The organism is Vibrio sp. 9-16B-A1 (genome assembly GCF_056726165.1).
Genome location: NZ_JBSDZD010000002.1, coordinates 470,843 through 490,740, shown reverse-complemented (window position 1 = coordinate 490,740; position 19,898 = coordinate 470,843). Strand labels below are relative to the sequence as shown.

Genomic DNA, 19,898 nt, shown 5'->3' with positions numbered 1-19,898 from the left:
AACTTTTGTAAATTCTTTCGGCCTGCCGATTGATATAACAGATAAAATCAGAGCAATTTTTGAGCCAGGTTTATAAAGGACTGTGGTTATGGCTCACAAACCAGCTCTTTGCCCCGGTGTGAGAGTGCTTTCCAGGCTTCCATTTGGGCGGCTTTACTGACGTATCGCTCTGGCATAGGCAGGACTTTGAGCTGGAAATCGCTGCCATCGTCCTTAAGCTCTGTGACCGGGGTGATCACGGCAACTTTCAGTTCCGGGTTTCGTCTCAGTACAGAGGCTGCTGTGCCAAAGTCCTGCTCAGTGTGGAATTTCCCGGCGGTCAGCATCACCTGATAATCCGGATTAGCAGCCAGATAGTTTACGATGCTCTCTGCCATGGTTTCATCCCAGCTGACCTGTGCTTCGTACTGGCGTTTGGTTTGCTCCGGTTTTCCGTGGTGCATTGAGGCCATGAATTTTTCCTTGTACGGGCTGTCACCGGTATAGATCTCACTGGCAAGCCATGCGCGGTGAGAGGCGGGCAGCTTCTCCAGATAGCTGAGCCCTTTACGGCCAATGCATTGCACAATGGGCTTGGGTGCATTGGCGGCGAGCACATCCAGCTGATGCACTTTGGCAAACTCGACCAGTGGGCGGTAGTTCGGCTCGTAGTTTGGCCAGGCATTGCCTTGTTTGATCAGCGTTTGTTCACCAATTTCGCCTTTCAGGTAGGCATCCAGCTGAGGCTGCTTATCCCGGGTAAACTGCTCCATGGCAAGAGCAACATCAGGGTTTTGCCGGTAAAGAGAAGCCAGCAGATCAGCCTGAAAACGGTGCACGCCTGAGTGAGTGTGCCATTCGCCAACCAGAATCACGTCGTACTCTTTGAGTTGCTGGCTGAGGGTGTTGAGTTCAAGCTGTTTGCCCGAAGGCGTTGCGAGCTGATAGTCGTAGAAATGGCTGAGCTGAGACTGAGCCGGAAGTGGCTGGCTGCAGCCGGATAGAAGCAGCGCGGCGGCGGTGAAAAGAAATGTACGCATAACGGTCTCCATAAAAGTGCTGCCAGTGTAAGGAAGCCGTTATGCGATTTCAATAAAAATGAGAATTATTCTCAGTTGGTCTTTTTGTATACCCGCAGCATAAAGTCAGCTTCACATCCGAAAAGCGTAGCAGACTTCAGCTCATCACGAAGTTCATCGCTGGCTTTCCATGCAAATGGGGTCATCTGCAGCAGATCAAACGCATCAGAACCTGTCAGCGACATCATGTAGTTGAGTTTCTGCTCATGGGCGACTTCAAAGCCTTCAATCGCTTCCGGATCTTCGCTGTGCAGGCGGACTTCATCATAGATACGTTCACGCAGCTGATACAGGTGGCGGCCAGCCGGGGTCACGGTGATCAGCACGCCGTTATCATCCAGACAGCGCTCCAGCTCTTCGGCTTTGCACGGTGCGTAGATTTTCACAATCGCATCAAGACACTGGTCTGCAAACGGCAGACGATGGCTTGATGCCACGCAGAAGTGACACTGAGGGTAGCGTTTTGAGGCGTAGCGGATAGCGACTTTGGAAATATCCAGTCCGTAAGTGGCAGCTTCGGAATGTTGCTGCTGCAGTTTGTCTGCAAACAGGTGGGTGTAATAACCCTCACCACAGCCGATATCCAGCAGGCGGTGGGCGGTACCTTCCAGGTTCTCCAGGCAGAGCTGTGCAACCGCCTGACGCATCGGGTCGTAGTGGTCCCCGGCCAGGAAGCGGCGTCTGGCCTGCATCATTTCTGTGTTGTCTCCGGGATTTTTCGAGCGCTTATGGTGCGCAGGAACCAGGTTGACGTAACCTTCTTTGGCAACATCAAACTGATGGTTGGAGGGACAGCAAAAACTCTGTTCTTTCTGAGTCAGAGTCTGGTGACACAGAGGGCATTGGTAAGCCATAACATAACCTGGATTGAATAGTCAGGCGGCAAGTCTACCCACAACCGGGCAAGAATTCAAAAACAAGGGCAGCGAATGCTGCCCCCTGAACGCGCTTTGCGATTACTTCGCAGAGATCCCTGTTATTTCGCAGAGATTTTGGTTACCAGCTGGTGGCTTTCGCCTGGTTTCAGCTCTTTACCTTTTTCCAGTGATGGGGCGTGCAGCGTGGATTCAACACACATCATGGTCAGGTAGCCGTCATCCTGCATGTCGCCCATGCCCTGAGCACCTTCTGCCCACGGATTCCACAGAACAGCTGAGTTGTGGCCCTGGTTTTCAATCACCAGAGTACGGCTGGCATCTTCAACTTTGATCTGCGCTTCCGGCTGGGTGTAAACCCGGTCGATGGTATCAGTCAGTTGCAGGACATCACCGCCCTGGCAGACTTTGCCACCCTGCAGGCCGTCGATATATTCAGCGCCCATGCCGGTGGTCTTCACTTCACGGATGTCGCTGACATTGAGGTAAGTGTGCAGCGCACCGGAGAAGCGCCAGGCTTTCTCGTCGGTGTTAGTGACATCCAGCGTTACTTTCAGTTCATCACCTACTTCCATAAACAGGCGGGCTTCAAACTGAAACGGCCATACAGCCAGCGTTGCTTCGCTTGGCTCCAGACCCAGTTCAACGATTACGCCATTTTCGCTTTCCCGGTGTTCAATCAGGCGCCACTGGCTGTTGCGTGCAAAACCGTGTGCCGGAGCCGCAATACGGCCAAACCATGGCCAGCAAACCGGGATACCGCCACGAAGGGCTGCCACACCGTCAAATACGGCTTGTTCGCTCATCCAGATCAGATCGTCCTGACCTGCCGGCGCGTAAGACACCACGTGTCCGCCGTGCAGTGCAATGCCTGCGGTCGCTTTTTCATGGATAACCCGAACGATTTTCACGCCATCTTTTTCAACGATGGTGACGTTGTCTGACAGTACCGTCAGGGGAAGAAGAGATGTTAGGTCCATCTTGATTCCTTTGTTATCAGGCCCTGAGCCCAGGACTGTTAAAGCTAAGGGCTTCGGGGAAGGGCACGAATATTTTCCAGGAGTAGTGGTACTTGAGAACGGCTGGATAATCTATTCCGAGAACCGAGAACCGAGAACCGAGAACCGAGAACCGAGAACCGAGAACCGAGAACCGAGAACCGTTTCCCCAAATACCAAAAAGGCGACCAGTGGCCGCCTTTTTGTTAACGAAATTCTTCGCTAATTACTCAATTACTTAGAGATGTGAGCAATCAGGTCAAGAACTTTGTTTGAGTAACCGATTTCGTTGTCGTACCAAGATACAACTTTAACGAAGTTGTCGGTCAGTGCGATACCAGCTTTAGCATCGAATACAGAAGTCTGTACTTCACCGATGAAGTCCTGAGAAACAACCTGGTCTTCAGTGTAGCCCAGAACGCCTTTCAGTTCGCCTTCAGAAGCTTCTTTCATTGCTGCACAGATAGCTTCGTAAGATGCACCGTTTTTCAGGTTAACAGTCAGGTCAACTACAGATACGTTTGCAGTTGGAACGCGGAATGCCATACCAGTCAGTTTTCCGTTCAGTTCTGGAAGAACAACGCCTACAGCTTTAGCAGCACCAGTTGAAGATGGGATGATGTTCTGAGAAGCACCACGACCACCACGCCAGTCTTTAGCAGAAGGACCGTCAACAGTCTTCTGAGTAGCAGTAGTTGCGTGAACAGTAGTCATCAGGCCAGACTCGATACCGAACTTGTCGTTCAGTACTTTAGCGATAGGCGCCAGACAGTTAGTAGTACAAGAAGCGTTAGAAACGATGTCTTCGCCTTTGTAAGTTTCCTGGTTTACGCCCATAACGATCATTGGAGTCGCGTCTTTAGATGGACCAGTCAGAACAACTTTCTTAGCACCAGCAGTGATGTGCTGACGAGCAGTTTCGTCAGTCAGGAAGATACCAGTTGCTTCAGCAACAACGTCAACACCGATTTCGTCCCACTTAAGGTCAGTTGGGTTGCGCTCTGCAGTTACACGTACAGTTTTACCGTTAACGATCAGGTTACCGCCTTCAACTTCAACAGTACCGTTGAAACGGCCGTGAGTTGAATCGTACTTCAGCATGTATGCCATGTACTCTACGTCGATCAGGTCGTTAATACCTACAACTTCAATGTCAGCACGCTCTTGAGCAGCGCGGAATACGAAACGACCGATACGGCCAAAACCGTTAATACCTACTTTGATAGTCATTAGTTGCTCCACAACTTAATTTCTGATTAAAGATAACTGGTAGTAAAATTACAAAACCCAGTAAATTCCTGCAACTGATAATCGTGCTTTAATTGTCTAAAGTCAAAAAAAAGCTTGGCTTTTTTTAACATATCGTTGCAAACGTTCATTTTTTACACTCATCGTCCCTAATGCATGCTAATGATGAATGAATCAACAAGAGCGGATTAAAAATGATGGGTCAGTTATGTACTGGCTAGGAAGTATGTGCTACAACCTTTGAAACAGGCAAGTTTTTGCCTGAAAAAAACAATAAAGATCTCAGAAAAGCGAAGTCAGACGGATAAGGAGGGAGTGTGCAAAGGGTTGAAAAAACGGATGTGGAGTGGCGTAACCTTTTGAATGATAAGGAATATAAGGTTTGCCGGCAGGGCGAGACAGAAGCGCCGTTTTCAGGAAAACTGCTGCATAACCGGGAAACCGGGATCTATCAGTGCGTCTGTTGCGGGGCGGAACTTTTTGACTCTGCGAACAAATACGACTCCGGCTGTGGCTGGCCAAGCTTTGATGCGCCGCTAAATGATAAGGCCGTTATCTATTTAGAAGATAACAGCCATGGAATGAAGCGTACTGAGATCCGTTGTGCCAGCTGTGACAGCCACCTGGGTCATGTGTTTAGTGATGGGCCTCAAACTACCGGTCAGCGCTACTGTGTTAACTCAGTGTCGTTAATTTTCACCAGTGAAGGGCAAAACTGAGGAAGATTTTCCTCAGTTCTGAAAAAAATTTTCACAATTGTGTGGTTATTTTAACTTTTCATGCGGTGGGATCAGCTCTTTACGGTACAGGCCGTCTTCAATAGCAGAGGTGACATTGTCAGCGATGTCATCCAGACGCTCTTTTTTCTCATCATCGAAGCCGTAAATACGGTGCAGGTTCCGGTCTGAAGTGATTGGCAGATCAAACTCTTTACCTACCATCGCCCAGATATAGGCGTATTCCCTGTTGCCGGTTGAAAGGTTAATACTCGCCAGCGATTTGATGATGTCTGTGTTCAGCTCACCTTTTTGGGTCAGGACCAGCGCGTTTTCCAGCAGGGTCAGGGTTTTGTGTTTATCGCGGTTGGCGTAGTAGGTGGCCAGGGCCAGCTGCATTTCTGCGGTTTCCAGCTCCTTGGTACCTTCCATTTGCAGGAATGCGCGTTTGGCATCATCGTCGCCATGACTCCAGCGGAAGTAGAGTGCTTTGGGATCATCGGTCGTTGCCAGATCTTTCATAATCCGCTTCTGTTCATCGTAGGTATGAACCAGTGCATTAAAGCGGCGTTCTTTGAGGTCGGTCTGATCGATAGGCTGAATCTGGGCGGCCAGCTCCAGACATTTTTGATACTCACGAAGAATCTCGTACTCTTTGATCTGCTTTTCAATCGTGTTGTTACGCAGGGCATCATAGCGATGCCAGATAAGGTCAGTACGCGGGATACGGCACTGGCCATCACGCATGTTCAGCTTTTCACAGCGCAGGGGTGGATTGGACTCACACAGCTTGTCGGTATTCTGGCGCGATTCAAAACAACCACTCAGTGTGGTTAGTGAGGCGAGAAAGATAACCAATTGATTCCGTGTCATATATTACATCCGCTTGTGATCCGAGGCGCTTATTGGCAGGCCATTCCTTGACCCACGATAGTAGCGGTTTATCCTCAGAATCTAAACTCATTTACTTATTATAGGGACAGAAAGTGAATGTAGAGCAACTATTGGCGTCAATGACGCCTGAGATATACCAACGTCTGTGCTATGCCGTTGAAACCGGTAAATGGCCTGATGGCACTCCTTTGGCTCAGGAACAACGCGATTCCTGTATGCAGGCAGTGATGCTTTATCAGTCTCAGCACAATAACGATGCCCAGCATATGACGGTTTCAGCCGGCGGCGAGATCTGCTTTAAGTCGAAGGCGGAGTTGAAAAAGGAGTTTACGGCTGAAGCTGAGGATATTGTTCGGGTGAAGGTGGAGTAAAGGTCCTGGGCTCGAGGCTCTGGGCCCTGGGGGAGCGTGTTGACAGTTCGGATAGATATTCGGCCTCTTTTATTGACACCAGTTCGTTAAAGTAAAAACATCTTGCAGCGCCCAGCGCCCAGCGCCCAGCGCCCAGCGCCCAGCGCCCAGCGCCCAGCGCCCAGCGCCCAGCGCCCAGCGCCCAGCGCCCATTAAAAAAGCGAGCCGTTCAACACGCCTCGCTCTTTATGTATTCGCTTTATATTCAGCATCTGCTGAGATTATAAGCTCATCTCCCCACGCAGCACCTGATGCATCTTAGCTTTGACTTCTTCATAGCCAAGGCCCTGGCTCAGCAGGAAGTGCAGTTTGGCCAGTGCGGCTTCCGGGGTCATGTCGAAACCGCTGATCACGCCGGAGTCGGCCAGGGCACAGCCGGTGGCGTAGCCGCCCATGTTGACTTTGCCTGCCAGACACTGGGTCAGGTTCACTACGATAACACCACGCTCTGAAGCGTCTTTCAGGTGGCCAAGCAGTTCAGGATTCTGCGGGGCGTTGCCCACGCCGAAGGTCAGCAGGATCATGGCATTGACCGGCTGAAGCAGGGTGTTGCGGATCACTTCGTGTGAAATGCCCGGGTACATGGTGATCACGCCGATTGGTTGCGGAGTGATGGTGTGTACCTTGAATTCGCCTTCAGGCTGGGCATTAATCTCAATGCCGTTTTGTACCTGAATGTTGATACCCGCTTCCAGCAGTGGTGGCAGGTTAGGGGAAGTAAAGGCGTTGAAACCGTCCGCGTGAGACTTGGTGCTGCGGTTACCGCGCATCAGCTGGTTGTTGAAAAACAGCGTTACTTCGTTGATTGGGTAGTTCGCCGCGATATGCAGGGCATTAAGCAGGTTAGCCTGGCCGTCAGAGCGCAGCTCCGCCAGCGGGATCTGAGACCCGGTCACGATAACCGGTTTACCCAGGTTTTCGAGCATGAATGACAGCGCAGAGGCAGTGTATGCCATGGTGTCGGTGCCGTGCAGGATCACAAAGCCATCATACTTGTCGTAGTTGGCACGAATATCGTCAGCGATCTGCTGCCAGTCCATCGGAGTCATATCAGATGAGTCGATCAGCGGCTCATACTCATGGATGGTGTAGTCAGGCATTTCCGGACGGTGAAACTCCGGCATGCTTTGCAGTTGCTTATCCATAAAACCAGCGACAGGGATATAGCCGTGATCGGATTTTTGCATGCCGATTGTGCCGCCTGTATAGGCGATATAAATGTGTTTCTTAGACATAGCTTGAGGACTTGAACGGGAACAGTGGCGCGATTATAGGGGAAAGGTAAAAACAAAAACAGGCGCAGTTGCGCCTATTTTGAATCAGGTAACAGCCTGACGAAATGCCGGTGATAAGTGCCTGTTTATTGACCAAATAACACCGGCAGGGCTTGACCTTTACTCTGTCTGGCAGTTGAGGCAGAACGCGTACTGGCCGCGCGGGTCGTTAAAGCTGCTCATCATGCTCAAATCAGAAGAGAGCTGTTTTGCCGCAGGCTGCAGCGCAGCAGGCATCAGGCTCTGTACATCCAGTCCCAGTGAGACGCTGACGTTCTTCATCAGCTCCTGGATAAACAGTTCTGCCTGAGACAGCGGCTCTTCCATCCAGTACACGTTGTACTCTTCCAGCTGTGCCAGCTCTGCAGCAGTCGTCAGTGCATCGTCAAAGTCGCCCATCTGGTCAACAAGGCCCAGTTTCAGTGCGTCTTTACCTGTCCAGACACGGCCTTCGGCAATGCTGCTCATCTTCGCTTTATCAATGCCACGGTTGTCTGCTACCAGGCCGGTGAAACGGTGGTAACCGTGCTCGATACCCAGCTGAATCGCTTCTGAGGCACCTTTGGTCAGGCCGCGGGTCACACCTACACCGGAGAACGGAGAAGTACCGATACCGTCGTTGTGAATACCGTACTTGTTCAGGCCTTTTTCAAACGTTGTCAGCACACTGAAGATACCGATAGAGCCGGTCAGTGTGGTTGGCTGGGCGATGATCTTGTCCGCGCTCATTGAAATCCAGTAACCGCCGGAAGCGGCCAGGCTCGACATGGAGATCACCACCGGCTTGCCTGTTTCTTTCAGGGCCACCAGTTCATTGCGGATCACTTCTGATGCAAACGCACTGCCGCCCGGGCTGTCAACACGCAGTACCACGGCTTTGATTTTGTCATCGGTACGGGCATCACGCAGGAAAGAAGCGATGTTGTCACCACCGACGGTGCCGCGTGGCTGGAAGCCATCCATGATTGCGCCGCTGGCAACGATCACTGCTACGTCAGAGTCCGCGTTCTGTGGCTTGCTCTTCATCGTGGCCAGGTAGTCGTAGTAACCGATGTGCTTAAAGCTGTCGTTACTGTTACTGCCAAACTCTTCAATCAGGGCTTTGCGTACCTGCTGGCGGGTGCCAAGCTCATCAACCAGGCCAAGGTTCAGTGCCAGTTTGGCTACATCGCCATCGACGGCTTTCAGCTGAGTAAGAAACTCACGCTCGTTTGGCGTCAGGGTCTTTGGCTCGATATCGCGGTTAAGGGCAACATCATGGATGTAGGCATCCCACATCTGGGTCAGCCAGGCAGAAGTTGCTGCTTTGGCTTCTTTAGACATGCTGTTGCGGGTAAACGGCTCAACCGCAGACTTGTAAGTACCGACACGGAACACGTGTGTGTTGACGTCCAGGTTCTCCAGCAGGTCTTTATAGTAGAGGTTGTACGCGCCGTAGCCTTTGATCAGCACGCCTCCGTCCGGAGCCATGTACACCTTGTCGGCATAGCTCGCCAGGTAGTACTGGCTCTGATTGTAGAAATCACCGATAGCAAACACCGGCTTGCCGCTGGCTTTAAACTCGTTGATCGCTTTGGCGATGTAGCGCAGTTTGGTCAGGTTGGTTTCCGGCATTTCACGCAGTGCCAGTACCAGACCGGAGACGTTTTCATCTTCTGCTGCATAGCGGATTGACTCCACCACGTCGAACAGGACGTTCTCACGTGGCAGTTCCTGGCCAAACAGTGAGCCGGTGAAAGAATCCATAGGGTTGATGTAGGTTCCCTGCTCTACGATCGGGCCGGAGAGGTTGAGCACCAGTGCAGAGGACTCTTTAACAGTCGGTTGTTCCTTCTTCTCACCGTGCGAGGTGATGCCAAAGTAAACCGCAGCGAGGATAAAAATAAAAAACAGGTTGAAAATGGCGACACGGATAAAGTTAAGTACTTTCCATATCCCCTTAAAAATCATACCGATAAATTTGAATAGTTTCTTCATGGTCTGCCTTTTCAGGTGCTTTCCGTTTGTGCTCATCCTACGTTATTTGCAGTTTGATGAACACAGAAAATGATGCGTGTTATAAAAATGTAAACGCATGTTTGATATTTTGTGTGATTACTTGTAGTGTGGTCTGACCACAATGATAAAAACATAAAGTGATGTCTGCCTATGTACCCGAACTTGCTGAAACCTCTGGATCTCGGATTCACCCAACTGAAAAACCGCGTGCTGATGGGCTCCATGCACACCGGACTGGAAGAAGATAAAAAGGGCCTCGACCGGCTGGCCGCTTTCTACGCAGAGCGGGCTAAAGGCGGAGTGGGCCTTATTGTGACAGGTGGCTTTTCCCCAAACCTGCGCGGCCGGCTGCATCCGCTCAGTGCGGAGTTCAGCAAGCCCAGGCATGCCAAAGCACATAAGGTGGTGACAGAAGCCGTGCATCAGCACGGCGGCAAGATTGCCCTCCAGCTGCTACACGCCGGGCGTTATGCGATGCATCCCTTTGCCCAAAGTGCTTCTGCTATCAGGGCACCGATTGCCAAGTTCGCACCGGGTGAGATGAGTGAAAAGCAGATCTTCAAAACCATCGACGCGTTTGCCAACAGTGCGACCCTGGCGCAACTGGCCGGGTATGACGGGGTAGAGATCATGGGCTCAGAGGGGTACCTGATCAATCAGTTTATTTGTGCCCGGACCAATATGCGTTATGACAGCTGGGGCGGCAGTTATCAGAACCGTACCCGCTTTCCGCTGGAAGTGGTGAAAGCGATCCGCAAAGCCGTGGGCGAAGAGTTCATCATTATCTTCCGCCTGTCGATGCTGGATCTGGTCGAACAGGGCAGCACCTTTGATGAAGTGGTGGAGCTGGCTCAGGCACTGGAGCGGGCGGGGGTGACGCTCATCAATACCGGTATCGGCTGGCATGAAGCGCGCATCCCGACCATCGCCACTCAGGTGCCACGTGGTGCTTTTACCTGGGTGACGGAGAAAGTGAAACCCTACCTCAACATTCCGGTTATCACCTGTAACCGGATTAATACCCCGGATGAAGCAGAAAAGATCCTCGAATCCGGTCAGGCCGATATGGTCTCAATGGCCCGGCCATTCCTGGCTGACCCGGAGTTTGTTGCCAAGGCAGAGCGAGAACAGGCGCAACTGATTAACACCTGTATCGGCTGTAACCAGGCGTGTCTGGATAACGTATTTAAAGGTAAGCGGGCGACCTGCCTGGTCAATCCGCGCGCTTGTTATGAGACAGAAATTGTGGTGCAGCCGGCAACCAGCAAAAAACGGGTAGCGGTGATTGGCGCAGGCCCTGCCGGGCTGGCGTGTGCGACCACAGCGGCAGAGCGCGGGCATGAGGTGGACTTGTTTGAGAAGAGTGACCGCATCGGCGGACAGTTCCGCCTGGCGATGCAGATCCCGGGTAAAGAGGAGTTCCGCGAGACCATTCGCTACTTTGCCAACCGGATTGATGAAACCGGGGTAAACCTTAGGCTGGAAACCGAAGCGACCTATGACATGCTGGATCAGTACGATGAAGTCGTGCTGGCAAGCGGGGTAGAGCCGCGAAGGGTTGAGATTGAAGGGATTGATGATCAGGATAAAGTCGTCGATTACCAGACCCTGATCCGTGAGAAGACATTTGTCGGCAGTAAGGTTGCTATCGTTGGTGCGGGTGGTATCGGAGTGGATGTCGCTTCTATGCTGACTGAGCCGCAGGGCCATGATCTCGATGACTGGCTGCACGAATGGGGCATCGATAAGGACATCGCTCACCCGGGAGGGCTTTACCCGTTCCCGGATGAAGCGAGTGATAAAACCGTCTGGCTGCTCCAGCGCCGCAAGGGCAGGGTAGGGAAAGGCCCGGGCAAAACCACCGGCTGGATCCATAAACGAACGCTGGAAAAGCGCGGTGTTCATCTGCTCGGCGGCGTCAGTTACGACAAGATCGACCTGCAGGGATTACATATCACCCGTAAAGGCAAACAGGAACTGCTGGACGCAGATACTGTAGTGATCTGCGCCGGGCAGGAATCGGTACGTCCGTTCGAAGAGATGTGGCCGGAGATGGGCGACAAGCTGCATGTGATTGGCGGTGCGGACAAAGCCGGTGAGCTGGATGCGGTGAGGGCTGTACGGCAGGGGGTGTTGACGGCGATTGAGTTGTAATGTCGGCCGCTATTTGAATTGCTGCCAGAGTTTGTGTGATCTGGCAGCTTTTGTTGTGTTGGTTTGATCGTATAGTCAGCGCGTGGTATGACCAAAGTTTCTTTTGGACAGAAATGAGTTAGCGGCGCACGAAACGTGTTAAAAAGAGTACATAGATATCTTTAGAAAATTCGAACTCTCGATTGCAAGCTATCAAGTGTAAATCATTTAATATCAACAACTTAATAATGGTGCAATTCTGAGCTTTGTACCACCTCTATATGGAGACCGAGGAGCACGATTAGCAAGTGTGATACGTTTTGAGGGGTATACTTCACTACCAGATTAGTCACACATCACTTACATACCATGACATTAACTAGATGACATACCCACCGAGTCTACTGATAGTAAACTCAACGTACTCCCCAATAACCTTAGGATCATTGGTATGTAGAACATCCTCCTCAACCAATATGCCACAGTCCACTTTCACCGGATTTATCGAAACGATCTTTCCATAAGCTCTGTACTTCCAGCCCTTGATCTGCTCAAGGCACATTTTCTTTTCTGGATTAGACTGAAACATTGACTCCCAAGACTCATCGTCATCTAGCATATTAGAAAATTCAAAGTTGAATGCTTCACCTGCCACTGCCTTGCTATCACTGTCTATGGTGACTTCATCCATTACACAATAACGCTGGCCTTCAATCTCTAGAGTGGCCTCAAGGTAAGTACCTTCCGTGCTTAATAGTTTTGCTTTCATGTTCTACGCTGTATGCTCTTTCTTGTGGCATTCAATATAGACTTATACTTGACCAAATGCCTATTCCCCATCATTTTTGATGCCTTTATAAGGTGAATCCAAAACTGCTCTGATGGGCTAGGATTGTCCTCTATTACGCAATCTAACTCTTCCATCGCTAATAACAACTCATTCGATTCAATGTACGACAGAAAATCTTCTTCTCTATAGCCATTATCCGATTCGACAACTGTGTCCGGTAGCAACTTATAAGCAGCTAGTAGTTCCAACTCTATTGATTTCCATAACTCGGCTTGATTCATGTTCACCCTACACGCACAATGCTTTCTGGATTAGTGATGCCTCTAGTTTGCTCCCTTTATTATTATCATTCAATGAGTTAAACGTTTTGAATGTGAGGATTGCTATTAGATTTGCATCAATAAGTGTATTGACGTACTCATTAGGTATAACCAATTGACTGCACTCAAACTCTGATCAAACCGTATCCGAAAAAGTTAGGTTCGCATTTCGGGTACGCCACACTGAGTAGCATGTAAGAATTAAACGAGTACAATTCAGTTCCGTAGCTCATTTCGGGGCACAAACGAGTCAGCACTTGCCTTTTTCCTGCAAGGCCTGACATTAACAATTTCCGTTATTTCAGTGTGTTGCTAACGCATAACCAACACAGCACCTTGTCAGCAGACCCTGAATCAAGTTCAGGGTGACACAGTGGGTGTGGTGATGGGAGTGGCATGCAACAAGCTGGTACTGGCGGACAGTTCATGCTGTTTTGGGCGGTGATCTTATTGGGTTTACGGATCGCTTCATGAGGTCCCGGGTCGAGCCCGGGATGACCGTTTTTTCTTAATTTATTGTATTCGTCGTCCCGGACGCGCTCCCCTGAACATAATTACACACTCAGAGGCAGGCGCGAGCCGGGATCTCCTGACGCCTTCTGAGAAGCCGACCAGTTCCCACTAATTAACCCCAAAATCTCAGTGGCGATAAAGCCCCTCTCTTGTGCTATCGTTTTAAAAAACTATAAGGATTTCAAAATGGATGCACTCGAATTACTGCTCAACCGACGCTCAATTGCCCGCCTTTCTGAACCCGCTCCGCAGGGGGCAGTGTTAGAGAATATTATCCGCGCCGGGCTCAGGGCTCCGGACCACGGCGCGCTGACTCCATGGCGTTTTGTTATTGCGGAAGGGGACGGCCTTGCCAAACTTGGCGAAATCTTATCGCAGGCTGCCAAAGCCGATGGCGCTGATGAGATTGCCGTTCAGAAAGCGGGGAATGCTCCTTCACGTGCACCTATGGTGATCACCGTGATTGCCAAAGTCTCTGAACACCCTAAAGTGCCTGCTTTTGAGCAACACCTTTCCGCTGGCTGCGCTGTACAGGCGATGCAGATGGCAGCGGTAGCGCAGGGATTTCAGGGGATCTGGCGTTCAGGTCCGCTGATGTTCCATCCGGAAGTGCATAAGGCGTTTGGCCTGGAAGGAGACGACCAGATCGTTGGTTTCCTTTACCTTGGAACGCCGGGCTGTACGCCGATGGGCGCGCCGAAGCGCGACCTGGCGAAGTATGTTGAGTACCTCTAGAGCCAACCCGTTACGAACCGGTCAGTAGTCGTCAGGCAGACTCTTCGTGCCAGGACGGCACGATGAAGCCCCATGGATGGGTTTATGCGTGTCAGCATGGCGACTGCTGGCTGGTGGACAGCGTGAATAATACCTGTCTATAAATACAGTCTTTTATTGCAATTTCACCGTCACCATTGATAATGGGGCGGTGATTTTTATTTGCGGAACCCTTTGATGAGCAGACTGTTTATCGCCGAAAAACCCAGCCTTGGGCGCGCTATTGCCGCCGCTTTGCCTAAACCTCAGAAAAACGAGCAGGGTTATATCCGCTGTGGCAATGGCGATATCGTCACCTGGTGTATCGGTCATCTGCTGGAGCAGGTGGAGCCGGATGCTTATGACGAGCGGTATAAAAAGTGGAACATGGGTGACCTGCCAATCGTTCCGCAGCAGTGGCAGCTGAAGCCCCGTAAAACGGCGAGCAAGCAGCTCACTGTGGTGCGCAAACTGCTCAAACAGGCCGACCAGATCGTTCACGCCGGAGACCCTGACCGTGAGGGGCAGTTGCTGGTGGATGAGGTTATCGAGCACTGCAAAGTATCCAAAACCAAAAAAGAGGCCATGCAGCGCCTTTTGATCAGCGACCTTAACTTACCCGCGGTTAAACGCGCCCTTTCCGGGATGCGCAGCAACCGCGAGTTTATTCCGCTGTCGGTTTCCGCGCTGGCCCGCTCGCGGGCGGACTGGCTGTATGGCATGAACATGTCACGCGCTTATACCCTGCTGGGGCAAAAAGCCGGTTATCAGGGCGTGCTCTCTGTAGGCCGGGTTCAGACTCCGGTTCTGGGGCTGGTGGTTCGCCGCGATGAAGAGATCGAGAATTTTGTGCCGAAGGATTACTTTACCCTGCACGCGCTTATTCCTTATCAGCCAGAGCAGGGTGACGCTTTTGATATCCGCGCCCGCTGGAAGCCGAGTGAAGCGTGTAAGCCGTGGCAGGATGAAGAAGGGCGGGTACTGAGCCGCAGGCTGGTGGAAACCGTCGCCAGCCGGATCCAGGGCCAGCCAGCTACCGTTACCGAATCTGAGCAGAAGCAGACCAACCAGTTTGCGCCATTGCCTTACTCGCTTTCTGCGCTGCAGATCGATGCCGCCAAACGCTATGGCCTCAGTGCTCAGCAGGTGCTCGATATCTGTCAGAGCCTGTATGAGAAGCACAAACTGATCACCTATCCGCGTTCAGACAGTCGTTACCTGCCTAAGGACCACTTCGGTCAGGCACCATCGGTGTGTGAGGCGATTGCCAATAACGCAAGAGAGCTGCAGTCCGGTGTCAGTGGCGCGGATCTCAGCATCAAATCCAAAGCCTGGAACGACAGCAAAGTGGACGCTCACCACGCCATTATTCCCACGCCGAAAAAGGCGTCGGTGAATGCCCTGTCCGGACAGGAGATGAACGTCTACCAGCTGATTGCCCGCCAGTACCTGATCCAGTTCTATCCGCCGGCGCTGTTCAGCGAATCGAAGCTTGTATTCGATATCGCCGGGGGCTGCTTTATTGCCAAAGGCAAGCAGATGATTAAGCCGGGCTGGAAAGCCCTGATGGGCAAACAGGCGGAGCAGAATGAAGACGGGGTGGATGCAGTGCCGCCACTTGCTAAAGGGACGGTGCTGACCTGCCGGGAAGGGGAGATCAAAGACCGTAAAACCGAGCCGCCGAAACACTTTACTGAAGCGACCCTGCTGCAGGCGATGACGGGTATCGCCCGTTTTGTTGCCGATAAAGAGCTGAAAAAGATCCTTAAAGAGACCGATGGCCTCGGCACCGAAGCGACCCGGGCCGGTATTCTGGATACCCTGTTTAAGCGCAAGCTGCTCTCACGCCAGGGCAAGTCTATCTTAAGCACGCCTGCCGGGCGTGGCCTGATCCATGCGCTTCCGCCTGAGTCTACTTATCCGGACATGACCGCACACTGGGAACACCAGCTGACCGGCATGGCCGAGCGTAACCAGGCTTATCAGCCGTTTATGCAGGCGCTGGAGAGCAACATCGGTAACCTGATGGAGCGGGTGAAAACCTCGCCGGTGCCGGAATCCCTGCGTCATCTGCCGCCGGTTGAGCGCCCGGCATACAAAAAACGCCGGAAAAGCCCGGCGAAAAAGCGCACTACCAGGGCAGCGAAGTAGCGGTGTAATCGAAAAATCCGCCGCTTTGTTCTGCTGTCAGCCCTTCAATAACCGAGAAAAGCCCCTGCGCAGAAGCCTCAGTACTGATCAGCGCATTCGGCCCACCCATTTCAGTTTGTACCCAGCCCGGATGCAGCGCGACCACTTTATAGCCCTGAGGGGACAGGTCGTTGTGCAGGCTTTTCACTACTGAGTTGAGTGCAGCTTTGGATGAGCGGTAGATATAGCCGCCGCCGGAGGTGTTCTCGGTCATACTGCCCACTTTGGAAGAGAGACAGGCGATGGTCTTGAGTTTGCCTTTCTCCAACAGCGGGAACAGTGTCTCGACCAGTTTGAGCGGGGCGATGGTGTTCACTTCCATTACTTTGCGCCACTCTTCCACATCGGTGTTACCAAAGCCGTAGCCTTTCGGGCCGTAGTAACCCGCGTTATTGATCAGCAGATCCACCGGCTCCAGGCTTTGTGCCAGTCTGGCTGTGGCGGTGTAGTCGGTCACATCCAGACTAATGACGGTCAGGTTTGGGTCTGCGGTCAGTTCACCGAGTTCTGCAGCAGGAGAGCGGGTGGTGGCGGTAACTTTCCAGCCGTTTTGCAGGTAAAGCCGGGTCAACGCCAGACCGATACCCCGGTTTGCACCGGTGATGAGTACGTGATTCATGGTTGTGCCTCTGATTTATTGTTTTGCTCATATTCTGGCGCATCCCCGGAGCGGGGTAAACCGCTCAGCGGGCGGGGGCGGGCATAATAGTAGCCCTGGGCGTTATCGCAGTTGAGTCCGGCGAGGGCGGCGGCCTGCTCCGGAGTCTCAATACCTTCGGCCGTGACCTTATAGCCGTAGCCATGGCTCATGGTGATGATTGAGCTGACCAGAATCTGGCTGGCGCTGTCGCTGACCAGTTCATGGATAAATGAACGGTCTATTTTGACTTCGGTCAGAGGGAGTTGTTTGAGCAGGGAGAGGGACGAATAGCCGGTGCCAAAGTCATCGAGCGCAATGCCCAGCCCGGCAGATGACAGCTTCATCAGGTTTACCTCTGCGTGCTCAAAGTCGGCAAAAACACTGGTTTCGGTGATTTCGACGCAGAGCCGTTCAGGTGGCAGGCCAAAGCTGAGAATCGTCTGGATGACCTGGTCGGCAAAGCTTGCCTGACTCAGTTGGCGGGAGCTGACGTTGATTGAGATTTTGGCATACTGGTCAAGCTGGCCACTGTTTATATCCCGGCACACCCGTTCAAGGACATAAGTGCCGATTCGCCCGATAAGCCCGCACTCTTCCGCAACAGGAATAAAACTGGCAGGGGAGACCATGCCATGGTCGGGGGAGTTCCAGCGGACCAGAGCTTCGGCTCCGTAGTATCCGCCCGTGGCGACATCGATTTGTGGCTGATACCAGACATCGAGTTCATCGTTATCCAGTGCTTTAATGAGACCCTGCTCAATGGAAATCTGCTGGTGGCTTTGCCCGTCCATATCCGGGTTATAAAACATCAGCTGGCGGCTGCGGAACTGTTTGGCCTGGTACATCGCCATATCAGCCTTTTTGATCAGTTCATCGGTCGCGGTGGCGTCCTGCGGATACAGCGCGATACCGATGCTGCCTTTGCTGCACAGCTCCAGTTCATTATGGTGAAGTGGGATTTCCGCCTGTTTCAGAATGCGGGCCCCGATGTCACGCGCCTGGTCGGGGTGGTCAATCTGGCAGACAAACAGAAATTCGTCTCCGCCGAGCCGGGCGCAGATATCATCTTTGCGCATGGTCGCTTTGACTTTGGCCGCAACGTGGCACAGCACCGCGTCACCAACATCATGGCCAAAGCTGTCGTTGACCAGTTTGAACCGGTTGAGATCCATCATCATCACGGCCAGCGATCTTTGGGGCTGGTTTTCGATTTTGCTGCGCAGGGTTTTGGTGACCATCCGCCGGTTCGGTACTCCGGTGAGTGCGTCGTAGTAAGCCATTTTATGGATCTTTTCCACGCTGCGTTTTTGCTGGGTGATATCGGTGACTGAACCTATCAGCCGGATCGGTTTGTTGTTTCTGTCCCGGATTGAAGCGCCGTTTATCTGTAGCCAGAGATACTTGCCATCCCGCCGCCGTGCACGAAAGGTACCGTTGAACGGGGCGTCGTTGAGCAGGTGCTCCGAAAGGCTCTTTTCCAGCTCAGGTACATCGTCCGGGTGGATGCAGTTAAACAGGTTCTCGCTGTGAAATGCATTTTGTCCGGGGGCAGAGTTGAGGGCGAGAATATCCACCAGGCGGCTGTTCCAGTTGAGCTGATTGGTGGTCAGATCCCAGTCCCAGATCCCGTCATTGGAGGTGCTCGAGACCAGCTGAAGCTGGCTCAGCAGTTCCTGGGAGTGCTTCTGCCGGGCGCGGGTGGTTTCCAGCAGGGCATCACGCTCAAGAAACAGCGACAACATGTCCAGGTAGTTATTGAGCATGGCGTAATCCCGGGTGGCACACGCATTATTCAGATTGTCGGTCAGGGCCAGCAGCTCAAACTGACCGGGTTCACCGCTGGAGACAGGGATAATAGTCTGTATCGAGTGTTCTGGCTTATGGGCTGCTTCAACCTGACTGGACGGAAAGTCCTGAGTTATTCCCTCTTCAGGTTTGCTCAGCTCGCGCGCGTAACTGTCCCCCCGTTGTGATAGCCGGGAAATCCGATACTTTCCCTGGCTGGTGGTGGCATAGCAGGCCCATTTCATACTGGTGTTGTATAAACCGTGCAGGTTGAGCAGTGAATCGAAGCCGGATCTGGCCTGGGAATAAATGGCTTCAAAAACCTCAGCCGGAGAGCGTTCTGAATGGGCGACCAGCTCTTTACGAACAGAGCAGAAGTCTTTCGGGTCTGTGCGCATGGAAGCCGGAGCACCGCAGGATTCGCGTACCACCAGAGTCTGGGGGATTTGGATAATGTCAGGATTAAACGGCTCCCCGTTGATACGCTGAAGAAGCCGCTCTGTAGCCCTGTGGGTCAGGTTTTGCAGTTGCTGGTCGATACTGGTCAGCTGAGGAGTGTTGTGTGCGCCAAGGAAAATATTGTCTATGCCGACGACTGCTACGTCTTCCGGAACCCGGATCCCCTGCTGGGTGAGTTTCTCCATCATGCCGATGGCGTTGTAGTCGGTCGCGCAAATGACCGCGCTGCAGGGCTTATCATGGGAGAGCCATTGAGCTGCTGCTTCCCGGCCACCTGCCAGTGAGGCATCCAGTACATTAAAAAGAGAACTGGAACAAAAGTCGTGTCCGTATCGGTTCAGCTGGCTCTGATAGGCTTTAAAACGCATCCGGATATCGTTGATATTGAGGTCACCACAAAAGCCGATTTTTTCGTGGCCCTGGCTCAGCAGCCACTGGTAAAGCAGGGCTATCCCCTGGCTCTGGTCGCTGGTGATCTGCTCGACTTCAAGGGGGGCATAGCTGGCCCCAATGGACATGACCGGTATCCGGCGGTCCAGGGCCTGGACGATAAGGTTATCGGCGGCGCTGTGCAGTACCACCATCAGACCGTCGAGCTGGTTAATCGCCAGTGGCAGTTCAAAATCGCCATAATGACCGGTACGGATCAGCACAAGGTTGAAGCGGTGGCGTATAGCGAGCTCCCTCAGCGTTGCGGTGATTTCGCCCATGTAGAATCCGCTCAGCATCGGCAGGATCACGCCGATGGTCTTTAAATCGCCGTTCCGTCCGGCGCTGGCATCCTTGTTCATTTAACCTCTTCCCAACTGTGTTCCCTGTCAGTCTGGCATTTAAGATATAGTGT

At 52.3% G+C, this 19,898-nt stretch carries 15 protein-coding genes; 5 read left to right on the top strand and 10 right to left on the bottom strand.

Annotation, left to right across the window (positions count from 1 at the left end; genetic code table 11):
* Positions 1-86: 86 nt before the first annotated feature.
* The 4 genes from ACVB80_RS05845 to gap form a co-directional block, all read right to left on the bottom strand.
* Positions 87-1,031: a ChaN family lipoprotein gene (locus ACVB80_RS05845; protein WP_481080324.1), complete on the bottom strand. Its 945-nt coding sequence runs from the start codon at positions 1,029-1,031 to the stop codon at positions 87-89.
* A 59-nt stretch (positions 1,032-1,090) separates the two neighbouring features.
* Positions 1,091-1,912 (bottom strand): 23S rRNA (guanine(745)-N(1))-methyltransferase, encoded by an 822-nt coding sequence (rlmA, locus tag ACVB80_RS05840; RefSeq protein ID WP_481080323.1) that lies wholly within the window; start codon positions 1,910-1,912, stop codon positions 1,091-1,093.
* Positions 1,913-2,034: 122 nt separating this feature from the next.
* Complete coding sequence (locus ACVB80_RS05835; protein WP_481080322.1) at positions 2,035-2,913, bottom strand: D-hexose-6-phosphate mutarotase; 879 nt, start codon at positions 2,911-2,913, stop codon at positions 2,035-2,037.
* A 252-nt stretch (positions 2,914-3,165) separates the two neighbouring features.
* Positions 3,166-4,161: a type I glyceraldehyde-3-phosphate dehydrogenase gene (gap, locus tag ACVB80_RS05830; RefSeq protein ID WP_481080321.1), complete on the bottom strand. Its 996-nt coding sequence runs from the start codon at positions 4,159-4,161 to the stop codon at positions 3,166-3,168.
* Positions 4,162-4,496: 335 nt separating this feature from the next.
* Between gap and msrB the strand changes: the two genes are divergently transcribed.
* Positions 4,497-4,898, top strand: coding sequence for a peptide-methionine (R)-S-oxide reductase MsrB (msrB, locus tag ACVB80_RS05825; RefSeq protein ID WP_481080320.1), 402 nt, complete (start codon positions 4,497-4,499; stop codon positions 4,896-4,898).
* Positions 4,899-4,943: 45 nt separating this feature from the next.
* On the opposite strand, the gene ACVB80_RS05820 is transcribed toward msrB, so the two are convergent.
* Positions 4,944-5,768, bottom strand: coding sequence for a DUF2989 domain-containing protein (locus tag ACVB80_RS05820; RefSeq protein ID WP_481080319.1), 825 nt, complete (start codon positions 5,766-5,768; stop codon positions 4,944-4,946).
* A 113-nt stretch (positions 5,769-5,881) separates the two neighbouring features.
* On the opposite strand from ACVB80_RS05820, the gene ACVB80_RS05815 reads away from it, so the two are divergent.
* Positions 5,882-6,160, top strand: coding sequence for a YeaC family protein (locus tag ACVB80_RS05815; RefSeq protein WP_481080318.1), 279 nt, complete (start codon positions 5,882-5,884; stop codon positions 6,158-6,160).
* Between the two features lie 260 nt (positions 6,161-6,420).
* Here ACVB80_RS05815 and ansA read toward each other — a convergent pair whose 3' ends face one another.
* Positions 6,421-7,434 (bottom strand): asparaginase, encoded by a 1,014-nt coding sequence (gene ansA, locus ACVB80_RS05810; protein WP_481080317.1) that lies wholly within the window; start codon positions 7,432-7,434, stop codon positions 6,421-6,423.
* A 159-nt stretch (positions 7,435-7,593) separates the two neighbouring features.
* Positions 7,594-9,450, bottom strand: coding sequence for a signal peptide peptidase SppA (gene sppA / locus ACVB80_RS05805; RefSeq protein WP_481080316.1), 1,857 nt, complete (start codon positions 9,448-9,450; stop codon positions 7,594-7,596).
* Between the two features lie 171 nt (positions 9,451-9,621).
* On the opposite strand from sppA, the gene ACVB80_RS05800 reads away from it, so the two are divergent.
* On the top strand, positions 9,622-11,625 hold the full coding sequence (locus ACVB80_RS05800; protein WP_481080315.1) for an FAD-dependent oxidoreductase: 2,004 nt from the start codon (positions 9,622-9,624) through the stop codon (positions 11,623-11,625).
* A 358-nt stretch (positions 11,626-11,983) separates the two neighbouring features.
* Here the strand turns inward: ACVB80_RS05800 and ACVB80_RS05795 are convergent, their stop codons facing one another.
* Positions 11,984-12,373, bottom strand: a complete 390-nt coding sequence (locus tag ACVB80_RS05795) for a hypothetical protein (RefSeq protein WP_481080314.1) — start codon at positions 12,371-12,373, stop codon at positions 11,984-11,986.
* A 1,040-nt stretch (positions 12,374-13,413) separates the two neighbouring features.
* On the opposite strand from ACVB80_RS05795, the gene ACVB80_RS05790 reads away from it, so the two are divergent.
* Complete coding sequence (locus ACVB80_RS05790; RefSeq protein WP_481080313.1) at positions 13,414-13,962, top strand: NAD(P)H nitroreductase; 549 nt, start codon at positions 13,414-13,416, stop codon at positions 13,960-13,962.
* Positions 13,963-14,178: 216 nt separating this feature from the next.
* A complete protein-coding gene (locus ACVB80_RS05785; RefSeq protein WP_481080312.1) occupies positions 14,179-16,131 on the top strand; it encodes a DNA topoisomerase III in 1,953 nt (650 codons plus the stop codon).
* Here ACVB80_RS05785 and ACVB80_RS05780 read toward each other — a convergent pair.
* Both ACVB80_RS05780 and ACVB80_RS05775 read right to left on the bottom strand, forming a co-directional pair.
* Positions 16,112-16,789: an SDR family oxidoreductase gene (locus tag ACVB80_RS05780; protein WP_481080311.1), complete on the bottom strand. Its 678-nt coding sequence runs from the start codon at positions 16,787-16,789 to the stop codon at positions 16,112-16,114. The two genes, ACVB80_RS05785 and ACVB80_RS05780, sit on opposite strands and share 20 nt — an antisense overlap.
* Positions 16,786-19,845, bottom strand: coding sequence for an EAL domain-containing protein (locus tag ACVB80_RS05775; protein WP_481080310.1), 3,060 nt, complete (start codon positions 19,843-19,845; stop codon positions 16,786-16,788). Before ACVB80_RS05775 ends, ACVB80_RS05780 begins: the two co-directional genes overlap by 4 nt.
* Positions 19,846-19,898 lie beyond the last annotated feature (53 nt).

What these genes read in the sequence shown, in the direction of transcription:
- ACVB80_RS05795 (WP_481080314.1), bottom strand. Translation starts at nt 12,373, where the DNA reads ATGAAAGCAAAACTATTAAGCACGGAAGGTACTTACCTTGAGGCCACT.
- ACVB80_RS05820 (WP_481080319.1), bottom strand. Translation starts at nt 5,768, where the DNA reads ATGACACGGAATCAATTGGTTATCTTTCTCGCCTCACTAACCACACTG.
- gap (WP_481080321.1), bottom strand. Translation starts at nt 4,161, where the DNA reads ATGACTATCAAAGTAGGTATTAACGGTTTTGGCCGTATCGGTCGTTTC.
- ACVB80_RS05775 (WP_481080310.1), bottom strand. Translation starts at nt 19,845, where the DNA reads ATGAACAAGGATGCCAGCGCCGGACGGAACGGCGATTTAAAGACCATC.
- ACVB80_RS05800 (WP_481080315.1), top strand. Translation starts at nt 9,622, where the DNA reads ATGTACCCGAACTTGCTGAAACCTCTGGATCTCGGATTCACCCAACTG.
- ACVB80_RS05790 (WP_481080313.1), top strand. Translation starts at nt 13,414, where the DNA reads ATGGATGCACTCGAATTACTGCTCAACCGACGCTCAATTGCCCGCCTT.
- ACVB80_RS05835 (WP_481080322.1), bottom strand. Translation starts at nt 2,913, where the DNA reads ATGGACCTAACATCTCTTCTTCCCCTGACGGTACTGTCAGACAACGTC.
- ACVB80_RS05780 (WP_481080311.1), bottom strand. Translation starts at nt 16,789, where the DNA reads ATGAATCACGTACTCATCACCGGTGCAAACCGGGGTATCGGTCTGGCG.
- ACVB80_RS05785 (WP_481080312.1), top strand. Translation starts at nt 14,179, where the DNA reads ATGAGCAGACTGTTTATCGCCGAAAAACCCAGCCTTGGGCGCGCTATT.
- sppA (WP_481080316.1), bottom strand. Translation starts at nt 9,450, where the DNA reads ATGAAGAAACTATTCAAATTTATCGGTATGATTTTTAAGGGGATATGG.
- ACVB80_RS05845 (WP_481080324.1), bottom strand. Translation starts at nt 1,031, where the DNA reads ATGGAGACCGTTATGCGTACATTTCTTTTCACCGCCGCCGCGCTGCTT.
- rlmA (WP_481080323.1), bottom strand. Translation starts at nt 1,912, where the DNA reads ATGGCTTACCAATGCCCTCTGTGTCACCAGACTCTGACTCAGAAAGAA.
- ansA (WP_481080317.1), bottom strand. Translation starts at nt 7,434, where the DNA reads ATGTCTAAGAAACACATTTATATCGCCTATACAGGCGGCACAATCGGC.